The 20083-nt window shown below is 66.3% G+C and carries 19 protein-coding genes, 2 tRNA genes, 1 other RNA gene and 1 pseudogene; 10 read left to right on the plus strand and 13 right to left on the minus strand.

Annotated elements, in window-relative coordinates:
* The first annotated feature begins 10 nt into the window (after positions 1-10).
* Together ACJ0G7_RS02790 and ACJ0G7_RS02795 are read left to right on the plus strand one after the other, a co-directional pair.
* Positions 11-1900, plus strand: coding sequence for a ComEC/Rec2 family competence protein (locus tag ACJ0G7_RS02790; RefSeq protein ID WP_407395191.1), 1890 nt, complete (start codon positions 11-13; stop codon positions 1898-1900).
* A gap of 25 nt (positions 1901-1925) precedes the next feature.
* A tRNA-Ser gene (locus ACJ0G7_RS02795) sits at positions 1926-2012 on the plus strand.
* Positions 2013-2018: 6 nt separating this feature from the next.
* Here ACJ0G7_RS02795 and ACJ0G7_RS02800 read toward each other — a convergent pair.
* On the minus strand, positions 2019-2288 hold the full coding sequence (locus ACJ0G7_RS02800; RefSeq protein WP_043697541.1) for a hypothetical protein: 270 nt from the start codon (positions 2286-2288) through the stop codon (positions 2019-2021).
* Positions 2289-2350: 62 nt separating this feature from the next.
* Here ACJ0G7_RS02800 and ACJ0G7_RS02805 point away from each other — a divergent pair, with 62 nt between their 5' ends.
* Both ACJ0G7_RS02805 and ACJ0G7_RS02810 read left to right on the plus strand, forming a co-directional pair.
* Entirely contained in the window at positions 2351-3580 is a 1230-nt protein-coding gene (locus ACJ0G7_RS02805) for a glycosyltransferase (protein WP_407395126.1), read from the plus strand.
* A 30-nt stretch (positions 3581-3610) separates the two neighbouring features.
* Positions 3611-4369, plus strand: a complete 759-nt coding sequence (locus tag ACJ0G7_RS02810) for a sugar transferase (protein ID WP_043696086.1) — start codon at positions 3611-3613, stop codon at positions 4367-4369.
* Here ACJ0G7_RS02810 and cbiB read toward each other — a convergent pair.
* Genes cbiB through ACJ0G7_RS02835 form a run of 5 tightly spaced genes read right to left on the minus strand, consistent with a single transcriptional unit; the run spans position 4363 to position 8899 of the window.
* On the minus strand, positions 4363-5370 hold the full coding sequence (cbiB, locus tag ACJ0G7_RS02815) for an adenosylcobinamide-phosphate synthase CbiB (protein WP_407395127.1): 1008 nt from the start codon (positions 5368-5370) through the stop codon (positions 4363-4365). The genes ACJ0G7_RS02810 and cbiB overlap by 7 nt on opposite strands.
* 4 nt (positions 5371-5374) lie before the next feature.
* The gene (gene ilvC / locus ACJ0G7_RS02820) at positions 5375-6370 is read right to left on the minus strand and encodes a ketol-acid reductoisomerase (RefSeq protein ID WP_043696093.1); all 996 of its coding nucleotides are present in this window, start codon (positions 6368-6370) and stop codon (positions 5375-5377) included.
* Between the two features lie 36 nt (positions 6371-6406).
* Positions 6407-7009, minus strand: coding sequence for an ATP-dependent Clp protease proteolytic subunit (locus tag ACJ0G7_RS02825; protein ID WP_407395128.1), 603 nt, complete (start codon positions 7007-7009; stop codon positions 6407-6409).
* A 41-nt stretch (positions 7010-7050) separates the two neighbouring features.
* Positions 7051-7719, minus strand: a complete 669-nt coding sequence (locus tag ACJ0G7_RS02830; protein ID WP_043696100.1) for an ATP-dependent Clp protease proteolytic subunit — start codon at positions 7717-7719, stop codon at positions 7051-7053.
* Positions 7720-7750: 31 nt separating this feature from the next.
* Complete coding sequence (locus ACJ0G7_RS02835) at positions 7751-8899, minus strand: PIN/TRAM domain-containing protein (RefSeq protein ID WP_043696104.1); 1149 nt, start codon at positions 8897-8899, stop codon at positions 7751-7753.
* Between the two features lie 39 nt (positions 8900-8938).
* On the opposite strand from ACJ0G7_RS02835, the pseudogene hemW reads away from it, so the two are divergent.
* A pseudogene (hemW, locus tag ACJ0G7_RS02840) lies at positions 8939-10171 on the plus strand (radical SAM family heme chaperone HemW); the annotation flags it as partial.
* Here the strand turns inward: hemW and panB are convergent.
* On the minus strand, positions 10068-10883 hold the full coding sequence (gene panB / locus ACJ0G7_RS02845) for a 3-methyl-2-oxobutanoate hydroxymethyltransferase (protein WP_071839751.1): 816 nt from the start codon (positions 10881-10883) through the stop codon (positions 10068-10070). The pseudogene hemW and the gene panB sit on opposite strands and share 104 nt — an antisense overlap.
* Positions 10884-10926: 43 nt before the next feature.
* On the opposite strand from panB, the gene ffs reads away from it, so the two are divergent.
* Positions 10927-11023, plus strand: an RNA gene (gene ffs / locus ACJ0G7_RS02850) — signal recognition particle sRNA small type.
* Positions 11024-11028: 5 nt separating this feature from the next.
* Here ffs and ftsZ read toward each other — a convergent pair.
* The 5 genes from ftsZ to miaB form a co-directional block, all read right to left on the minus strand.
* Positions 11029-12147 (minus strand): cell division protein FtsZ, encoded by a 1119-nt coding sequence (gene ftsZ, locus ACJ0G7_RS02855; RefSeq protein ID WP_255475575.1) that lies wholly within the window; start codon positions 12145-12147, stop codon positions 11029-11031.
* Positions 12148-12260: 113 nt separating this feature from the next.
* On the minus strand, positions 12261-13121 hold the full coding sequence (locus ACJ0G7_RS02860) for a cell division protein FtsQ/DivIB (RefSeq protein WP_407395129.1): 861 nt from the start codon (positions 13119-13121) through the stop codon (positions 12261-12263).
* Positions 13109-13519 carry a hypothetical protein gene (locus ACJ0G7_RS02865; RefSeq protein WP_043696115.1) on the minus strand — a complete coding sequence of 137 codons (411 nt, stop codon included), beginning with the start codon at positions 13517-13519 and terminating at the stop codon, positions 13109-13111. The genes ACJ0G7_RS02860 and ACJ0G7_RS02865 overlap by 13 nt, the downstream gene beginning before the upstream one ends.
* 32 nt (positions 13520-13551) lie before the next feature.
* Entirely contained in the window at positions 13552-14610 is a 1059-nt protein-coding gene (locus tag ACJ0G7_RS02870) for a D-alanine--D-alanine ligase family protein (RefSeq protein WP_043696118.1), read from the minus strand.
* Positions 14611-14647: 37 nt separating this feature from the next.
* Complete coding sequence (gene miaB, locus ACJ0G7_RS02875) at positions 14648-16051, minus strand: tRNA (N6-isopentenyl adenosine(37)-C2)-methylthiotransferase MiaB (RefSeq protein ID WP_407395130.1); 1404 nt, start codon at positions 16049-16051, stop codon at positions 14648-14650.
* Between the two features lie 83 nt (positions 16052-16134).
* On the opposite strand from miaB, the gene ACJ0G7_RS02880 reads away from it, so the two are divergent.
* Positions 16135-17211 (plus strand): dipeptide epimerase, encoded by a 1077-nt coding sequence (locus ACJ0G7_RS02880; protein ID WP_407395131.1) that lies wholly within the window; start codon positions 16135-16137, stop codon positions 17209-17211.
* Positions 17211-18281, plus strand: a complete 1071-nt coding sequence (locus ACJ0G7_RS02885; RefSeq protein ID WP_407395132.1) for a DUF1611 domain-containing protein — start codon at positions 17211-17213, stop codon at positions 18279-18281. Before ACJ0G7_RS02880 ends, ACJ0G7_RS02885 begins: the two co-directional genes overlap by 1 nt.
* 4 nt (positions 18282-18285) lie before the next feature.
* Here the strand turns inward: ACJ0G7_RS02885 and ACJ0G7_RS02890 are convergent.
* A tRNA-His gene (locus ACJ0G7_RS02890) sits at positions 18286-18358 on the minus strand.
* 42 nt (positions 18359-18400) lie between these two features.
* Between ACJ0G7_RS02890 and ACJ0G7_RS02895 the strand changes: the two genes are divergently transcribed.
* On the plus strand, positions 18401-18832 hold the full coding sequence (locus ACJ0G7_RS02895; protein WP_407395133.1) for a DUF4359 domain-containing protein: 432 nt from the start codon (positions 18401-18403) through the stop codon (positions 18830-18832).
* Positions 18829-20082 carry an amidohydrolase family protein gene (locus ACJ0G7_RS02900; RefSeq protein ID WP_407395134.1) on the plus strand — a complete coding sequence of 418 codons (1254 nt, stop codon included), beginning with the start codon at positions 18829-18831 and terminating at the stop codon, positions 20080-20082. Before ACJ0G7_RS02895 ends, ACJ0G7_RS02900 begins: the two co-directional genes overlap by 4 nt.
* Position 20083: the final 1 nt, after the last annotated feature.

The raw sequence follows: 20083 nt of genomic DNA on the forward strand, positions 1-20083 counted from the left end.
GCGAATTCTCCTGACCCGTTCATGGCCTGTCTGCAGCATCGCTCTGATGCTGTTTCTGCTGCTTCTGCTGCGCGGTCTGATCTGGGGAGCTCCGCAGCCCGGTGGACACGATCCCTCCGCGGTGATCCGCAGCGGCTCGCGTGAACCCCGGGTCCTCGTCGGGCGGGTGCTGGCGGATGCGCGGCAGTTCGATCCAGGCTGCTCCGTGCTGCTTCAGGTGCAGCGGCTCGATGGCCAGCGCCGGCATGGTCGCACCGAGCTGCAGTGGCGGCAGTGCGGGCTTTCTCTCCAGCAGGGTTGGCGCGTGCGTGCCGTCGGAGACTTGACGCCACCTGCTCCGGGGGCTCATCCCTTCCTCCCGGGAGCAGCGGAGCGGCTGGCATCCCGTGGCAGCTGGAGTCAGCTCAGGGTGTCTCAGCTGGAGGTTCTCGAGCGTCCGTGGACGCCACTGGCGGATGCCCGTCGCTCGATCGCGCGGGGGATGCAGCAGCTGGCCGGCCCCGAACGGGGCGGACTGCTGGCGGCGCTGGTGCTCGGGGGTGCTCAGGTGCAGCTGCCGGAATCCCTGCGTCAGTCCTTTCGGGTGGCTGGCCTGTCTCATGCCCTGGCCGCTTCTGGATTTCACCTGTCCGTTCTGCTCGGGGCAGCACTGTCGCTCGGTCGGTTGTTGCCGCGATCGGGTCGACTCGCTGTAGCGGCCCTGGCGCTGGCGGGCTTCCTGATGCTGGCCGGGCCTCAACCTTCGGTGGTCCGGGCGGTGCTGATGGGAGGGATCGCTCTGCTGATCCGGGAATCCGGGGAACGCAGCCGGGGCTTCGGGGTGCTGTTGCTCACGCTCAACGGGATGCTGCTGTTGCATCCGGCCTGGGCCCGCTCGATCGGCTTTCAGCTCAGTGCAGCGGCCACGGCCGGTCTGATGCTCACGGCGCCTCGACTGGAACAGGCTCTGGTGCGGCGGCTGCCACGGCGATGCCGCTGGCTGGCGCCGGCACTGTCCGTTCCTCTGGCGGCGATGGCCTGGACGCTGCCGCTGCAGTTGCTGCATTTCGGCTCGACCCCGCTGTATGCCCTGCCGGCCAATCTGCTGGCGGCACCATTGCTGGCTCCGCTGACGCTCTCCGCCATCGCCCTGGCCCTGGGAGTGCTGGTGCTTCCAACTGGCTTTCTGCAGCTGCTGTGCTGGCCGGTCCAGCAGCTCGCCGGAGTGCTGATCGTGCTGGTGAGCTGGATCAGCAGCTGGCCCGCCGCTCAGCTGCTCACCGGCCGGCCGCAGCTCTGGCCGGTGCTGCTGCTGGCCGCTGCCTTGCTGCCCTGGTTGATGCCGGCCCCGAACCGGGTCCGACTGGCTGCAGTGCTGCTGTTGCCCGTCGTTGTTGGTTTGCACGCCGGCATGCAGCTGGCGGATGGGCTGGTCTCTGTCCATCGCCATGGCCGGCACTGGCTGCTGGCCCGCCACCGCGGACGAGCTGCGCTGGTGGTCAGCCATGCAGACAAGTCCAGCTGCCGCATGGCCCGCCGCCTCATGGATGGTTACGGCCACCAACGGCTGGACTGGCTGCTTTTGCTGGATCCGGTTCCCTCCGCTGGGGTCAGCTGCTGGCAGGGCCTGGCCCGGCACGTTTCGGCCATGCAGCAGGGCCAGCCAGCTCTGGCTCCGGGGCAACGGCTCATCAGTGCAGGACTGTCGGTGGAGCTGCTCGCGCATCGCGGTGAGCCACTGCTGCTTCGGATCGGCCGTCAGCGCTGGCAGGTGCTGCTCCGCCCTCAGTCCCTCTGGTCGCTGCAGGACGCTGACGTCCTGAGCAGTGGCATCACCGGCACCTGGCTGGGATTCCGCCCTTCATCTCAGCAACGCCGCTGGCTGATGGCCCATGGAGGCAGCCTGAAGGTCGCCGACTAAAGTTCTGAAGCGCCGGATGGCGTCTGGAGAGGTGGCAGAGTCCGGTTGATTGCGCACGACTCGAAATCGTGTAGGGGTCACACCCTCGTGGGTTCGAATCCCACCCTCTCCGTTTTGTTCATGAATGAAACAGCAGCACTAGGCCCTGCTGCACCTGGTGGAATTCACGCTCTTCGCGGCTGAGGTCGAGTCCCACCTTGAGGCCTTCCTGCAACGCATCCTCAAACGGTGGAGTGAGCGGGGGATTGGCATCGATCCACAGGGCAGCGATGCCCACAGCAGTGGCGTGCCACCGGAACCGGCCCGTCGTGCCGATGTCCGGTTCGTTCAGGGCCTCCTCCAGGAGTGCGTTGATCGGCAGGGTTGAGCTGGCCATGACCACCAGCATCGAGACCTGATCCAGCCTCGGCAACGGGCTGAGAGACTTCGTATCGATCGGGTCCGTACACGATGCCGCCGGCTCCAGATGCCCTGCCCCGGCGCATTGCCCTGGTTCACGAGTGGTTCACGCCTCGTTCCAGTGGAGGAGCTGAGCTGGTGGTTCAGGCCATCGATGCTCTGCTCACGGCAGCGGATCGCCAGCCCCAGCTCGCTGCGCTGGTGGATGGCGAGAGCCGACGCCCCGGCAGCTGGCTCGAGCGCCGCTCCGTGCTCACCTCTCCGATCCAGCGGCTGCCCTGGGGCGTCAGCCATGTGCAGCAGTACCTGCCGTTGCTGCCGCTAGCGATCGAGCAGATCGATCTCGGCGCTGCCGATCTGGTGATCAGCAGCAGCCATCTGGTGGCCAAGGGGGTACTCACCGCTCCCGATCAGCTGCATATCAGTTATGTGCATACCCCGGTCCGCTACGCCTGGGACCAGATGCATGCCTATCTGCAGCGCTCAGCCCTGGCCCGGCGCGGTTTCGGCCCCCTGATCCGCTGGCAGCTGCATGCCCTGCGCCAATGGGATCAGCTCAGCGCCCAGCGAGTGGATCACCTGATCGCCAATTCGCGTTTCACCGCCCGCCGGATCCGTAAGTTCTGGGGGCGGCAGGCCGAGGTGATCCACCCACCCGTCGATGTGGGCCGATTTCGCTGGGATGCCCCCCGTGATGACGTCTACCTCTGCCTCTGTCGCCTGGTGCCCTACAAGCGGGTTGATCTGGTGGTGGAGGCCTTCAACCGTCTGAAGCTGCCCCTCGTGGTGGTCGGTGATGGTCCGGAGCGGGCACGGTTGCAGGCCCTGGCTGGTCCCACGGTGACCCTGCTGGGACGCCAGTCCCCTCAGCAGGTGGAAGCGTTGATGGCCCGCTGCCGGGCCTACGTGTATGCGGGGCTCGAGGATTTCGGCATCGCACCGGTGGAGGCGATGGCGTCCGGTGCACCGGTGATCGCTCTGGGCCGGGGCGGCCTGCTGGATACGGTGCGTTGCGCGTCCGCCGGCATGCCCAAGGCCACCGGGGTTCTGTTCCCCGATCAGACGCTGGAATCTCTGCAGCAGGCGGTGCAGTGGTTTGAGGAGCAGCGGCTCTGGCGTCAGCTGGATGCCGAGGTGATCCGGCGCTGGGCGGAACGGTTCGGGCCGGATGCTTTCGCTGCCCGGTTCGAGGCGGCGTTGCAGCGGGCCTGGGCGGCGCATCGCCGAAGCTGTGACGTTGCCGCGAGTGACCCTGCAAAGGTGCCAGGCCTGCTCTCGTGACGTTGAGTGTGGCGAGACGCAGTCTGAGCCTTGACGACGGCCACACGGCCTTCCTTGCGTCAGACCGCTCGTCTGGCCTTCGGTCGTGGTACCTATCGGCCTCACCTGGCGGTGACCACAGCCCCACCGGTCGCTGTGCCGACCGGTCTGCTGATCCGCCAGCAGAGTCGTACCGGCCGAGGCCTCAAGCGCGGCGGCGACATTGTTTTTTCCCTGGCGGTGCTCGGTCTTGGTGCTCCGGTGCTGCTCCTGCTGGCGGCCCTGGTGAAGCTGAGCTCGCCCGGGCCTGTGTTCTACGTGCAGCGCCGGGTCGGTCGCGATTACAGCCGTTTCGGTTGCATCAAGTTCCGCACCATGCGAGCCGATGCCGACGCTGTTCTGGCGCGTGTTCTGGATGAGGATCCTGGGCTGAGGAGTGAGTTCGAGCGGGATTTCAAACTCCGGCGCGATCCCCGCATCACCCGGGTCGGTCAGTTCCTGCGTCGTTCGAGCCTCGATGAGCTGCCCCAGTTCCTCAACGTGCTGCGGGGGGAGATGAGTGTGGTGGGACCAAGGCCGATCGTTGATCGGGAGCTCACCCGCTACGGCGACTACATGGATGAAGTGGCGGCGGTGCGCCCCGGTCTCACCGGTCTGTGGCAGGTGAGCGGACGCAACAACCTCAGCTACAAGAAGCGGGTGAAGCTGGATCTGGCCTATGCCCGCGGACGTTCCTTCAGCCTGGATCTGGCGATCATCCTGCGCACGTTCGGCGTGCTGCTTCTGCCCATGGATCGCGGCGCTTACTGACCTGCCATCAGCAGGGCGACCAGCAGAAACAGGAGCAGCCAAAGGCTTTCCAGCCGACTGGTCAGCACCAGGATCCGATTGACGGCGTTGCGGTCGGCTTGTGGCAGATCCGCTGCCAGCACAGGTTTGTCGATCCATCGCTCCCCATAACGGTTGCGTCCACCGAGCTGCACGCCGGCACAGTGGGCGTAGATCGCTTCGGAGCGGCCCGCATTGGGGGAGGGATCGGGAGCCCCATCCCGCTCGGCGGCGCGCACCAGGGCCGGCAGCTCCCGCCAGGGCTGGCTCACCAGCGGCAGCGTGATCATCACCAGCCGGCAGGGCAGCCAGGTGAGCAGGTCATCGAGCCGGGCTCCGGCGGTTCCGAGCCATCGCAGGCGTCCGCGCCGATAGCCGAGCATCGAGTCGAGGGTGCTGCTGGCCTTGAAGGCCCAGGCCAGGGCCAGCGGTCCCGGCAGCTGCGGTGAGAGCGTTTGAAGCACCACGCCGATGATCATCCAGAACAGCGGTGCGAACAGGCCGTCCACAGCATTTTCCGAGGCACTCTCGGCGGCCGCTCTCAAAATCTCCGGCTCCCTCAGCTGCTGCACATCGCGGCCGACGATCCAGCTCAGCCGTTCGCGTGCCGCCGTCAGATCCCCTTGCGGCTGATCCGGCAGAGCACTGAGGATGGCCGCCACGCTGTCGTGCAGGCTGCGGGCCGCCAGGGCGCTGGCCAGGCCGAGCACCAGCAGGGCTGAGCCAACCGGAGAGGCTCTGGCGAGCTGCTCCACCAGCCAGCCGCAGCTCCCGGCTCCCAGAACCAGCACAGCAGTGATCAGGCCACCGCCGAGGCGAAGGGCCTCAGGCCGGTCACCGCTCAGGCGCTCGACCCACAACCGCAGGCGGCTGATCAGCTTGCCCATCAGCACCACCGGGTGGGGGCACCAAAGCGGATCTCCGATCAGGGCATCCAGTCCGGCGGCAGCCAGGACCGCTGCGGCACCGGACTGGAACAGCAAGGGATCAGGCGTCCTTCAGCCAGCTGAACATCGAGCGAAGACCCTTGCCGACGCTTTCGATCGGCAACGCGGCGTCGCGATCCCGGATGCGCTTCATCTCGGGCTTGCCGGCATCGCATTCAGCCACGAACTTCCTGGCGAAGGTGCCGTCCTGGATGTCAGCCAGCACACGCTTCATCTCCGCCTTGGTGTCTGCGGTGATCAGGCGTGGGCCGCTCACGTAGTCGCCGTATTCAGCGGTGTTGGAGATGGAATCGCGCATGGCGGTGAGGCCGCCTTTCACCATCAGATCCACGATCAGCTTCACCTCGTGCAGGCACTCGAAGTAGGCCAGCTCGGGTTGATAGCCCGCTTCCACCAGAGTCTCGAACCCGGCCTTCACCAGCTCGGAGAGCCCGCCGCAGAGCACGGCCTGTTCACCGAACAGATCCGTTTCGGTCTCTTCCTTGAAGTTGGTCTCCAGGATGCCGGCACGGGTGCCGCCGATGCCCTTGGCGTAAGCCATCGCCAGAGCGCGGGCGTTGCCGGAGGCATCCTGTTCGATCGCGAACAGGGCCGGAACGCCCTGGCCGTTCTGATACTCCCAGCGCACGGTGTGGCCGGGACCCTTCGGAGCGATCATCACCACATCCACATCGGCCGGCGGCTTGATCAGCTCGAAACGGATGTTGAAGCCGTGGGCAAAGCTCAACACCTTGCCGGCGCTCAGGTTGGGCGCGATTTCCTTGTCGTAGACGTCCTTCTGGAATTCATCGGGCAACAGCACCATGATCCAGTCCGCTTTGGCAGCGGCATCGGCAACGCTCAGCACCTCAAGACCGTCAGCCTTGGCTTTCTCGGCGGAGCGGCTGCCGTCATAGAGGCCCACCACCACGTTGACACCGCTGTCCTTCAGGTTGAGGGCGTGGGCATGGCCCTGGGAGCCATAGCCGATGATTGCCACGGTCTTGCCGTTCAGCAGACCGAGATCGGCATCGGAGTCATAGAAGAGCTGGGCCATCCGGAGCGCGCTTGCGAGGCGGTGCAAGCAGCGAGCTTACGCTTCGCTGGGATGGGTGATGACCCGATCGATCAGCCCGTAGTCCTTGGCTTCCTCGGCGCTGAGGAAGTAGTCGCGGTCGGTGTCCTTTTCCAGCTTGTCGAAGTCCTGGCCGCTCATGTCTGCCAGGGAGCGGTTGAGCATCTCCTTCATGCGCAGGATCTCGCGGGCTTCGATCTCGATGTCGCTGGCCTGACGGCGGCTGGTGCCGCCGAGAGGCTGGTGGATCATGATCCGGCTGTGGGGCAAAGCCACCCGCTTGCCCTTGGTGCCGGCTGCCAGCAGAAAGGCGCCCATGGAGGCGGCGAGGCCGACGCAGATGGTCACCACATCGCTCTTCACGTACTTGATGGTGTCGTAGATGGCCAGACCGGCCGTCACGGATCCACCGGGGGAGTTGATGTAGAGATAGATCGGCTTGGTGCTGTCCTCGGAATCGAGATACAGCATCTGGGCCACAAGGCTGTTGGCGATGCCGTCATTCACCTCGGAGCCCAGGAAGAGGATGCGCTCCACTCCCAGACGGGTGTAGATGTCGACCCAGCGCTCCATCTGGCTGCCGGGCAGGCGGTAGGGAACGCTGGGGGTACCGATCGGCATGGGTCAGGACGTGAGAGGGCGAAAAAGGTGGAAATCTGGGATCAGTTGGCGCTGTTGCCGGGCAGCTCCTTGCGGCTGCTGAGCACCCGGTCGATCAGCCCGTACTCCATGGCCTGCTCCGGAGTGAGGTAGCTCATCCGGTCGGAGTCCTTGCTCAGTTCCTCGACGCTGCGGCCGGTGTTGCTGGAGAGGATTTCCAGCATGGCCCGCTTGTTGTGGAGCACTTCCTTGGCGCGGATCTGGATGTCGGTGGCCTGGCCCTGGGCCCCGCTGCGGGGCTGGTGCAGCACGATCGATGAATGAGGAAGAGCGGCGCGCTGGCCTTTCGTGCCCGCTGAAAGGATCACAGCAGCCGTTCCCATCGCCTGACCGATGCAGATGGTGTGCACCGGAGGCTTCACATAGCGGAGCGTGTCGCAGATGGCGAAGGCCTCGGTCTCGAAGCCGATCGCATCGCCCGAATACCAGCTGGTTCCGGTGGAGTTGATGTAGAAGTAAATCGGCTTGTCCGGATTGTCGAACTCCAAATAGAGCAGCTGGGCGATGATCAATTCCGTGACATCGATGCCCATCTGACGTTTGGCATCGTCATCGGAGAACAGAGGCAGGCCGAGATAGACGATCCGCTCCTTGAGCAGGAGTGAAGGCAGATCGGGAGGAGGAGTCCTCATCACGGCGCTGTCGCCGTAATAGGGGGCTGAGGTGGTCATCTACCGCGCACCATCACTGTGTGGCAGGAGCCTAGCGGGGGCTTTCAGGCTTGCGCTCGCTGGTGCGGGGCGGTTTGCCCTGCCCCTTGGATTTGGCCTGCGCTTTGGCTTTCCCTTCGGTCTCCAGCCGAGCGAACACCATCCGGCCGGTGGGGGTCTGCAGAGCTCCGGTGACCACCACCGGCTTCCTCTGGCCGATCAGGGAGCGGGCGTCATTGACCACCACCATCGTGCCGTCGTCGAGGTAGCCGACCCCCTGGCTCTCCTCCTTGCCTTCACGAACGATCTTGAGATTGAGCTCGTCGCCGGGTTGCACTTCCGGCCTCAGTGCAATCACCAGCTCGCTCAGATTCATCACCTTGAGCGCTTTCACCGAGGCCACCTGGGCCAGGTTGAAATCGGCCGTGACCAGCGTTCCGCCCGTGTCATCCGCCAGCTGCAGCAGGCGGTCGTCCGTGCCCTTCCCGTCGTAACGGGTGCTGTTGATCACGAGGCGACGGCCGTAGGTCTCGCGCAGGTCCTTGAGCAGCTTCAGGCCCCGCCGCCCCTTGGCACGTTTCTCGACGTTGGTGGAATCGGAGAGCTGCTGCATCTCATCAATCACCGACTCCGCCACGATCACCTGCCCTTCCAGCAGCCCGCAGGCGAGCATCCCGCGGATGCGGCCATCGATGATCACACTGGTGTCCAGGATCTTGGCGGTGGCTGGGGTCAGCACACCGTCGGCCACCAGCAGGGCTTCACTGCTGGCTGGATTGAGCAGGCGCAGCAGCGTGCGGCCGTGCACTTCGGCCAGATTGCTGCCCAGGATCCCGAAGAACACATTGCTCACCACCGCCAGCAGCGGTTTCAGCAGAACCACCCCACCGGAAAAGGGCAGGAGCAGCACCGGCAGCAGCAGCAGGTTGGCGACGAGCAGGCCCAGAATCAAGCCGATGGCGCGGCTCACCAGCAGGTCGGTGGGCATGGTGCGCACCTGCTGCATCAGGCGCAGCCGCAACCGTTTGAACACCAGTCCAGCGAGAAGCCCCACGCCGCCGCCGGAACCCGTGAGGATCAACCGCAGCTGTTCCGCATCGGTGGCGGGATTCACCAGTTCCGCGGGCAGCAGATGCACCCCCATCCAGCCGGCAGCACCACCGGAGCCGACGAACAGCATCAGGATGAGCAGATCAACCATGGGCTCAGGTCGTGGCAGCTCAATCCGAATGTGCGCAGCATGCCCTATCCCCCTCCTCCCCGCAGCGCCTACCTCCACATTCCGTTCTGCCATCGACGTTGTTACTACTGCGATTTCGCTGTGGTGCCGCTGGGGGATCGGGCCCACGCGGACGGGGGACCGGGAAGCGCCTCCATCCGCGATTACCTGTCCCTGCTGCATCGCGAGATCGCAGCTGCACCCTGGGGTCCGCCCCTGGCGACGGTGTACATCGGCGGTGGCACCCCATCGCTGCTGACGGCCGCTCAGATCCAGGCTCTGCTTGAGGCGCTGCAGGTCCGTTTCGGTCTTCAGCAGGGTGCGGAAATCACCCTCGAGATGGATCCCGCCAGCTTTGATCGGCAGCAGCTGGAGGCGGTGCTCCGGACCGGGGTCAACCGCATCAGCCTCGGTGGCCAGAGCTTTGACGATGACGTTCTCGCCGGGCTCGGCCGTCGTCACCGGCGCGCTGATCTGCTGGAGGCCTGCCGCTGGATGCGGGAGGCGCTGAGGCAGGGCGCGCTGAGGTCCTGGAGTCTTGATCTGATCCAGAACCTGCCGGGACAGACCCGCCTCGCCTGGGAGCAGCAGCTGGCGCAGGCCATCGCCATGGAGTCTCCCCATGTCTCGGTGTATGACCTGTCGGTGGAGCCAGGCACGGTGTTTGAGCGCCGTCAGCAGCGGGGTGAGCTGGATCTGCCGGAGGAGGAGCTGGCGGCGGAGCTGATGGCGCTCACCAGTGATCACCTCGGAGCCGCCGGGCTCGGTCGCTACGAGATCTCCAACCATGCCCGCCCCGGCCACGCCTCCCGCCACAACAGGGTGTACTGGAGTGGTGCCGGCTGGTGGGGATTCGGCATGGGCGCCACCTCAGCCCCGTGGGGAGAGCGCCAGGCCAGGCCCAGAACCCGGGACGCCTATCGCGTCTGGCTGGACCAGGAAGCCGCTGCAGTGCCGTGGCGAGGCACCGGCATGCCCCTGGATGATCTGCTGCTGGTGGGCCTGCGACGCAGGGAGGGGGTGGATCTGCAGGCTCTTGGATGCCCAGCGCCCGACCAACTGCTGAAGCGTTGGCAGCCGTTCATCGCCGAAGGGTTGCTGGTGGGCGAGGCCGGTCGCTGGCGGTTGTCCGATCCGGAGGGGATGGCTCTCAGCAACCGGGTTCTGGTGGAGGTTCTGCTGTGGTGGGAGTCGCTGTCTGACGTTGATCGAGCACCCAGCGCTCCAGAGCCTCCGCGCACAGCTGCCGTCCTGGCAGCAGAGCGGGGCTGAAGGGGGGCTGCTGAGCCGTGAGCCCCAGCAGATCAGCGGTCACCCGCACCTGTCCGTCGCAATCGGCCCCGGCACCGATGCCGATCACCGGAATCGCGAGCTGACGGCGCACCTGCCCGGCCAGCTGGTCCGGCACATGCTCGAGCACCAGCGCGAAGCATCCGGTGCTCTCGAGCTCACTGGCCTGGCTCATCAGTCGTTGCTGCGCCGGAGCATCCACCGCCTGACGCCGCAGGCCGAGGCGATGCACCGCCTGCGGCGTCAGCCCCAGGTGCCCCATCACCGGGATGCCCATGCGCACCAGCCGATCAATGACCCTCACCACCTCCGGTTCGGCGCCTTCCAGCTTCACGGCCGCGGCGCTGGATTCCTTCAGCAGCCTCCCGGCAGCGGCCACCGCTGCGTCCTCACCGCACTGATAGCTGAGAAACGGCAAGTCGGAGATGAGCAGGGGCTGCTGGGCCGGCATCGCCTGAAAGCCGCGCTCCACGGCCTGCGTGTGGTGCACCATCTGCTCGAGGGTGACCGGAAGGGTGGTGGCATGCCCGAGAGCCACCATTCCCAGCGAGTCACCCACCAGCACGGCATCGGCCCCGGCGAGCTCCACCAGGGCCGCAGACAGGCTGTCCCATGCGGTGAGCATCGTGATCGGTCGGCCGTCTTGCTTGAAGCGGATCAGATCGGCTGGACGCATGGAGTGGGCTGAGCCCTTGGTGGCTCCTTGCTAGCATCAATCCGACTCGGACCCATGCGGCTCGGACGCCTAAATCTGGTCAGGACCGGAAGGGAGCAGCCACACGGGATGCTCAGGGCAGGCGTGGAATCCGGGTCACCCCTCTTCAGCTGTCGCTTTGATGCTGGCGCTGACGCAGGAATTCGGGAATACGGGCGCCGTTGTCATCGATCTCGCGGCGGTCACCGCGCTGAGCCTGGGCCGTCAGGGGGCGGCTTGCAGATCGCTCGCTGCGGTAATGCTGACCGTTCTCGAAGCCGGTGGCGATCACGGTGACGTGGATCTCGCCCTCCAGGGCTTCATCCACCACAGCACCGACGATGATGTTCGCCTCGGGATCGACGACGTCGTAGATCACTTCCGACGCCGTGGTCATGTCCTCAAGGGTCATGTCCCGGCCTCCGCTGATGTTGATCACGCAGCCCTTGGCCCCGTCAATCCGCTCCGTCTCCAGCAGAGGGCTGCTGATGGCGGCCTGGGCGGCTTCCACAGCGCGGGAGCGGCCGGAGCCGATGCCGATTCCCAGCAGGGCGGTGCCGGCCTCGGTCATCACCGAGCGCACATCGGCGAAGTCGACATTGACCAGGCCGGGGCAGGTGATGATGTCGCTGATGCCCTTCACACCCATACGCAGCACGTCATCGGCACTGCGGAAGGCTTCCTGAAGCGGTGCGCTGCCGATCGCATCGCGCAAGCGGTCGTTGGGGATCACGATCAGGGTGTCCACATGCTCTGCAAGCCGTGTGATCCCTTCATCGGCCTGACGCATGCGCCTGCGGCCCTCGAAACCGAAAGGCTTGGTGACGATGCCCACCGTGAGGGCTCCGACCTCACGAGCGACCTCGGCCACCACCGGGGCCGCACCGGTTCCGGTTCCTCCACCCATGCCGGCGGCGATGAACACCAGATCCGCCCCCTGCAGTGCTTCGTGCAGGTCGGTGCGGGACTCTTCGGCGGCCTTCTGACCGATGGTGGGGTTGCCTCCGGCGCCCAGGCCGCGGGTAAGGGTCTGTCCCAGTTGCAGACGCGTCTGAGCCTGGGACTGAATCAGTGCCTGGGCGTCTGTGTTGAGAACGCGATAAGCGACACCTTCAAGATCGCTGAGGATCATGCGGTTGACGGCGTTGCTGCCACCGCCACCAACACCAATCACCTCGATGCGGGCGGACTGACTGGGTTGAATGCCGGCGGCATGCTGGGATGACGCACCGCTGACGATCTCCATCTTTTCGACCGATCCGTTCAGGTTTGGCTGCATTATGTCCCTGCGGCTCTGAACCGGGAAAGTTTGGATACGTTCCGTCCGGCGGAAAGGAACGGCAACACTTCGTCAGCGTTTCAAGCTCCTGGCGCCGCTTTCTCAGCGGGCTCGGGCTTCTTGGCGGGTCGCTCCAGTTCCGGTCGATCCGGATTGCTCAGATCAATGGAACCTTGTCCTTGATCGAGCAGATGGGGGGGCATCGTGCTGTTCAGTTGGACGATCGCGTCGATCTGCTGCACCAGTCGGTCGCTGTCGCGCCCCAGATCGATCAGTCCGAGGCTTCGGGTGCGGAGGCTGATGGCGCCATCGGGGTGGAGGACGATGGTCTGAAGACTGTCGCTGATCCGGCCGCGCTGTTCGAGAAGCTTGGCCAGCACAGCCCGTTTATCGGCGCTCCAGCCCTCAACGGTGATGGCCGTCGTCGGGGCCGGGCTGGGAGCTTTGGTGTTCGTCTGGATCCAGTGCCCTTCCCCGTCGACCATTCCCGTTTCCATGCCGCCGGCCAGGCGTCGGGTCGCCCGGGCAACGGGGATCTGACCCACCAGCTGCACGTCGAGTCGCGCTGGCAGCAGTCGGCGGTCCGCCTGGGCGGATTGCACTGGCAGCTCCTGTCGCAGTTGTGATTCCAGGGTCTTGAGGTTGATCTCCAGAAGCGGTTGCGGAAACGAAAACCCTCCGACTTTGGCGACCAGATCCGGTGAGATCCCGGTGTCGCCGCGCACGATCACCTGATTGGTGCCTTCCAGGGTCCAGCCATGGCGCAGCAGAATCCAGCCCAGCCCTGTGCTGAGCAGCAGAAGCACCAGCACGCGCCAGATCTGGATCAACAGCTGCGCACGCTGCTGACGCCGCAGAGCACGCCTGCGTTCCAGCTGCGGTGTCAGGGTCACTGGCTTGCGCTGTCGCTTCGCAGGCGCCTGCTTCGTCACAGATCGCACCGGGCCCGTGCCATCAGCTGATCGCCCCAGCGCCGGGCGCGGTCCGCATCAGCGAAGGGCACGTCCATCTGTTTGTCCTTGCCGACCAGGCGCAGGCGGCAGCGCCCCTGGGATTCGTCTGTCAGGGGGGCATCTCCTGAGGCCAGAGCCATCAGTTCCACCAGCTCCAGCCGGCAGACATCGAACTGCCCCTGATCCTGGAAACGTCCGGCTTCAAAGCTGCTCCAGATCAGATGGCCATCCTTCAGCCGCGCGCCGCCGCAGCCGTCCAGCTTCGCCAGCTCGGCACCCTCCGCCCAGTCGCGGAAGAGGTTCTGACGCCGGCGTTCCAGCCAGCCGAGGGCGGCGAGCAGCACGAAGGCCGCCAGCAGGGGTAACCAGAGCAGGCCGTGGCTCATGGATCAGGCGGGGGTCGACCGTGGGCGTTGCTTCATTCTCCAGCTGTTTCCACCAGTTCGTGCACCAGTTGATCGAGTGTTAAGCCGCTTGCTGCCCAAAGCATCGGGTACATGCTCTGGCTGGTGAATCCAGGAAGGGTGTTGATCTCATTGATCCAGATCGTTCCGGCTGCTTCGTCGTAGAAGAAATCCACACGGGCCATGCCCAGGACCCCGACCGCTTCGCAGGCCTGAAGAGCCTGCTGTCGGATCCGATCAGCGACGCCGTCTGGAAGCGGCGCCGGAATCAGTGTGGAGCTCAGTCCAGCGGTGTACTTGGTCTCGTAGTCGTACCAGTCGGCTTCGAAACGAACCTCCCCGACGACGGAGGCCCTCAGGTCGTTCCGCCCCAGCACGGCGCACTCCAGTTCCCGTGCCGTGACCCCCTGCTCCACCACCAGCCGCGGATCCAGGAGGGAAGCCTTGTGGAGGCCCTCAACCAGTTCCGCCCGGTTGCGCACCTTGCTGATCCCGACCGATGAACCGAGGTTGGCTGGCTTGACGAAGCAGGGATAACCGAGCTGTTCGATGCGCTTCAGAAGCGGGTTGAACGTGGTGTCGTCCTTCAGTTCGCTGGCCTGAACGCAGACGTAGGGCACCTGGGAGAGTCCGGCGGCCGCGAAGGCGGCCTTCATCGCCTGCTTGTCCATGCTCACGGCGGATCCGAGCACACCGGCTCCCACAAAGGGTTGGCGCATCAGGCGGAACAGCCCCTGCACGGTTCCGTCCTCGCCGTTGGGGCCGTGCAGCACGGGGTACCAGACGTCGATGGCCTCACAGTCCTGCGGCAGTCCCCGGAATCCTGCGGGCGGCAGGGGGTGGGGGAGCTGCTCGTCGGTGGCGGCTTCGCCCCTCTCCAGCACCGCGGCAGCGATCCCGGGTCCCCACCAGCGGCCTTCGCGGTCGATGTAGAGCACCGTCACGGCGTAACGCTCCGGATTGCTGCCGCTCGTCAATCCAGCCAGCACCGTGCTGGCTGAACGGATGGAAACCTCATGCTCACCGGAGACGCCACCGAACACGAGGCCGACATGCTTGCGCTGGCTGGTCATTTCGACGCGCTGTGCGGTCTGAGGCGCGCCAAAGGTATCAGCGTTGTTCCGCCACCGGCAGGGGGGTGGCGCTCAGGGAGAACGAACGCACCGCGTCGATCGTCACCCTCACGAGATCACCGGGATTCCAGTTGTGGCCATCCGGCCCTGTTGCGCTGAAGAACGTGAGCCGGTTGGTGCGGGTGCGCCCCATCAGCTGATGGGGATCCTTCGGGTTGATCCCTTCCGCCAGCACCTCCTCGATGCGGCCGGTGTAGCGGGCATTGCGGGTTCGCGCTGTGCGCTCCACCAGGGCATTCAGTTCCCGCAGTCGCTCCACCTTCACCGCTTCCGGCAGCTGGTTGTCCCAGGTCGCCGCCGGGGTGTTGGGACGTGGTGAATAGGCCGCGGTGTTCACCTGATCGAACCCGATCGATTCCACCAGCTCCAGAGTGCGGCGGTACTGGGCATCGGTCTCACCGGGGAAGGCGACGATCACATCAGCGCTCAGGGCGGCATCGGGCATCCGTTCGCGGATGCGGTCGATGATGCGCCGGTAGCGCTCCACGGTGTAGCCGCGGGCCATCGCCCTCAGCAGGTCGTTGTCGCCGCTCTGGAAGGGGATGTGGAAGTGCTCGCAGAGCTTGGGGAGATCAGCACAGGCGTCGATCAACCGTTCGGTGAAATACCGCGGATGGCTGGTGGCGAAGCGGATCCGTTCGATCCCTTCCACGTCATGAACCTGATGCAGCAGGTCGGTGAGCGTGTGCTGGCGGCGCCCCTCCGGCGTGATGCCCGGCAGGTCACGGCCGTAGGCGTCGATGTTCTGACCCAGCAGGGTGATCTCCTTGTACCCCTGGGCTGCCAGACCCTCCATCTCCAGCTTGATCGCTTCCGGGAGGCGCGACTGTTCCTTGCCGCGCACAGAGGGCACCACGCAGTAGGTGCAGCGTTCATTGCAGCCGTAGATCACGTTGACCCACCCGCAGATGCGGCTGTCACGCCGTGCAGTGGTGATGTCTTCGAGAATGTGGTGCTCCTCCGTGGCCACCACCTGCTGACCGCTGTCCACCTGCTGGAGCAGGGTCTCCAGGCGGTTCGCATGCTGGGGACCCATCACCAGATCAAGCTCCGGAACCCGGCGCAGCAGCGATTCCCCTTCCTGCTGTGCCACGCAGCCGGCCACCACCAGGGTGAGGTTTGGATTGGTCCGTTTCCGCTGAGCCTGTCGACCGAGGTAGCTGTAAACCTTCTGCTCGGCGTTGTCCCGGATGGTGCAGGTGTTGTAGAGCACCAGATCCGCCTCCAGTTCAGCGCTGGCTTCTCGGTAGCCCATCGCTTCGAGGATGCCGGCCATGCGCTCGGAATCCGCCTTGTTCATCTGGCAGCCGAAGGTGGTGATCCAGTAGCTGCCGCGCGCATCCGTGCCGATGCTGGTGCGGTCTGGAGCGGAGACGACCAAGGCGGGGGAGGAGAGAGGAGGGGCTGCTCTCAGTTTGAGTCACGACGGTGTTGTGTCAGTTTGGTGACTGGACACTGGCCGGCATGGGTTGGGGCCTCAGGCGTTTCTCCCTCACCAAGGCGGTACCTCTGGCCATCAGCCGCGGGACCACCTCGGCTGTGCAGCGTCTGGAGCTGAGCATCAGCCGGGATGGCATCACAGGCCGCGGCGAGACCGGTGGATTCGAGACCGGCCACCGGGGCTACTCCACAGACGCCGTGGAGCTCGAGCTGCAGACGCTGCTGCCACGGCTTGAGGGTTTGGATCCCTCTGTGCCGCAGGGTTTCGAGCCGCTGCTGGCGGACCTCACGCCACCGGCACGATGTGCCCTCGATCTCGCTCTCTGGGATTGGCGAGGCCGCCGTTTGCAGGCTCCGGTCTGGCAGCTCTGGGGGCTGGATGGGGCCCGTTCCGTGGCCACCAGCGTCACGCTTGGCCTCGCTGCGGTGGAGCAGGTGCTGCAGCGGTTGCAGCGTTGGCGTGCGCTGATGCCGGTCACCCGGGTGAAGCTCAAGCTGGGGAGCCCTGACGGGCTGGAGCACGACCGTGCGCTGCTCTCGGCGGTGGCGGATGCCATGGCCGGCGATGACCGTCGTCCTGCGGCGGAGCTCCAGGTGGATGCCAACGGTGGCTGGACCCTGGACCAGGCCCGCCGCATGCTGCCGCTTCTGCAGGAGCGGAGCGTTGTGCTGCTGGAGCAGCCGCTTGCTCCTCATCTGGATCCGGAGCGCGATTCCGCCGGTTTCGCGGCTCTGCATCCCGAATGCCCGATGTCGCTCGTGGCGGATGAAAGCTGCTGGGGGCTCGAGGATCTGCTGCGTCTTGCCCCCCACGTGGATGGGGTCAACCTGAAGTTGCTCAAGAGCGGTGGCCTCAGTCAGGCCTGGTTGATGGCGCGGGTGGCGCAACAGCTCGGCCTCGATCTGATGGTGGGCTGCTACTCCGACAGCCGGCTGCTGAATGGTGCGGCTGCTCAGTTGCTGCCGTTGATCCGCTGGCCGGATCTCGACAGCCATCTCAATCTCATCGATGACCCGTTCGACGGGCTGCCGCTGGAGGGAGACCGTCTGATGCCGTCCCGGTATCCAGGGCTGGGCATCGAGCGACGGGAGGCCTCCTGATGCTTGCGGCGGAGGACAGGGTCGTGCTGCTGCAGCACGGTGGGCTGGACAGTCTCACCGGCAAGACGGGGCTGGCGATGCTGCGCCATCGCTTCGGCCCGATCGTGGCTGTGATCGATCCCGTTCATGCCGGGGGGTCCCTGGAGGGGATCACCGGGATCCGGCGGGATGTGCCGATCGTCGCCTCGCTCGAGGAGGCGCTGCCGTTCGTGCCCGAGGTGGCCGTGGTCGGCCTGGCTCCTTCCGGAGGGCGTCTTCCGGATCCGGTTCGTCGGGATGCCCTGGCGGCATTGCGATCCGGCCTGAGTCTGGCCAGTGGCCTGCACACGCGTCTCGGGCAGGACCCGGAGCTGTGCTCGGCGCGGCAGCCCGGGCGCTGGATCTGGGATCTGCGTTGTGAACCGGAGGATGTGCGGGTGGGGCAGGCGCGGGCGGCTGCTCTGTCCTGCCGGCGATTGCTGGCGCTGGGCACGGACATGGCCGTCGGCAAGATGAGTGCCTGTCTGGCGCTGGTTGAGGCGGCAGGGCGTCGGCATCTCCCCTGTCGTTTCGTGGGCACCGGCCAGGCCGGAATCCTGATCGCCGGCGGCGGGGTCCCCCTTGATGCGGTCCGCGTCGATTACGCCGCCGGCGCCGTCGAAGCGGCGGTTCTGGAGGCAGCCGAGGCGCTTCCCGCCGACGGTCTTGTGCTGGTCGAGGGTCAGGGATCCCTGTGTCATCCGGGATCCACGGCAACGCTTCCGTTGCTGCGCGGCAGTCAGCCGACGGATCTGCTGCTGGTCCACCGGGCCGATCAGACCAGCATCGAGCGGCTGCCGCAGATTCCTCTGCCGGCGCTGCAGGAGCTGGTCAACCTCTGTGAGGCCCTCGCCGCCCTGGGCCGACCCCGTGCGGCTGGTGCGCCTCCGAGGGTGCGGGCCGTTGCGCTCAACACGGCACGTCTGGGGGAGCAGGATGCGCGATCAGCCGTTGCGTCGGTCTCCGATCAGCTCGGACTTCCCTGCACAGATCCGATCCGCTGGGGCGGAGAAAGGCTTCTGGACGCTGTGCTGAACAGCTGCGGTGAATGAAAAGGGCGAGCGAGGGGATTCGAACCCCCGAATAGCGGCGCCACAAGCCGCTGCCTTAACCACTTGGCGACGCCCGCCGCGTCGGTGAGAATCTACCAATCCGTGTCGCAGCCAACCCGGTGCAGCCCTCACAGTCCTCCCGGCGGCTGCCCCTCGCGGCGATCATCGCCGTCGTCATCGGGGCTGGAGGAGCCCTCGCTCTGGCTGGAACCAATCCCTCAATGAAGGAGTACGAGGCCCACGCCGGCCGGCAGCTCGTGACCCTGGCCACGCAAGAGCTGTGTGAGAACAGCGGTCTGCCGATGGTGCTGCGGTTGTGGATCCGGGACTGTCCGGGGCTGGTGGCCTCACAGCAGCCCACCCTTGCGGCGCTGGCGGGCCGTTTCACCACCCGACGCAATCTGCTCGTGGCCAGCATCTACACCACGCGGGTGGGCGGCCAGGAGCTGTTGCCCGGTCTGACGCTGCCGGGCGTCGAGGTGGTCACCCTTGCCGGTGCCGGCCGCTTTCTCACCCTTCACACGCAAACCAGCGACGGCGGGGCTGAGTGACGGCCGACCCGACGCCATGGCTCGATGCCTGGGTTCCGCGCAGCCTCCTGCAGCTCCCGGCCGCTGAACCCGTTCCAAGCGCCACTGCCGAGGGCCTTACACCGGTGCGGCTGCGCTGGCGGGACGGACGGCTGCTGATGCCCGAGCCCCTGCCGCAGCAGCAGGCTCCCCCATGCCAGCTGGTGCTGCCTCGGCTGGTGGATCCTCACGTTCATCTGGACAAGGCCTTCACCTGGTCCGCACATCCCAATCTCTCGGGCACCTACAGCGGTGCCCTGGCGGCCAATCTGGAGGAGCATCAGCAGCGGACGCAGACGGCTGTTCTCGAGCGGGCGGAACGGGCCCTGCAGCTGGGCTGTTCCAGGGGCCTGCGGGCGGTCCGCAGCCACATCGACAGCCTCGGCCCTGGAGCGGAGGCGAGCTGGCAGGCCCTCCTGGAGCTGCGGGATCGCTGGCGGGATCGGCTGACCCTGCAGCTGGTGGCCCTGGTGCCCATCGATCACTGGAGCACTCCGGACGGCGCGACGCTGGCTCGTCGCGTGGCGGCGGCCGGAGGTCTGCTCGGCGGGGTCCTGGTGCCCCCCTGCCGGGGAGCGACGGTGCGCCAGTCCCTGCGAGGGATGCTTCGCCTGGCGCAGCAGCTCGGTTGCGGGATCGACCTGCACATCGATGAGGCCGACCGAGCCCCCGCCGCTGGACTGCGGCAGCTGCTGCACGTGCTGGAGCGTGAGCGGCCGCCGCTGCCGATCACCTGCAGTCATGCCAGCAGCCTCGGCCTGCTTGCCGACAGGCCTCTGCAGCGGATCTGCCGGCGCATGGCCGCCTCCGATCTGCGGGTGGCGGCCCTGCCGCTGACCAACGGCTGGCTGCTGGCCCGTCGCCCCGGCCGCACCCCGGTGCTTCGCCCGCTGGCCCCCATCCATCAGTTGCAGCGGGCCGGCGTCTGCGTCGCCGTGGGTGGCGACAACGTCGCTGACCCCTGGTTCCCTGCCGGTGGCTTCGACCCGATCGCCTTGATGGCCTCCAGTCTGCCGTTGGCGCAACTGGCCCCCTGGCAGCGTCTCGGGCTGGCGCCCTTCACCACGGCGGCCGCAGCGTTGATGGATCTTGCCTGGGATGGCGTGATTCGTGAGGGTGCCCCGGCTGATCTGATGCTGCTGGAGGCCTCCAGCTGGTCCGAGGCGTTGATGAGCCCCCCGGCAAGACAGATCCTGATCGCGGGCCATTGGTGGCGGCCGCCCACCCGTTAGA

It is taken from the genome of Parasynechococcus sp. (assembly GCF_045559935.1).
GTDB lineage: Bacteria > Cyanobacteriota > Cyanobacteriia > PCC-6307 > Cyanobiaceae > Parasynechococcus.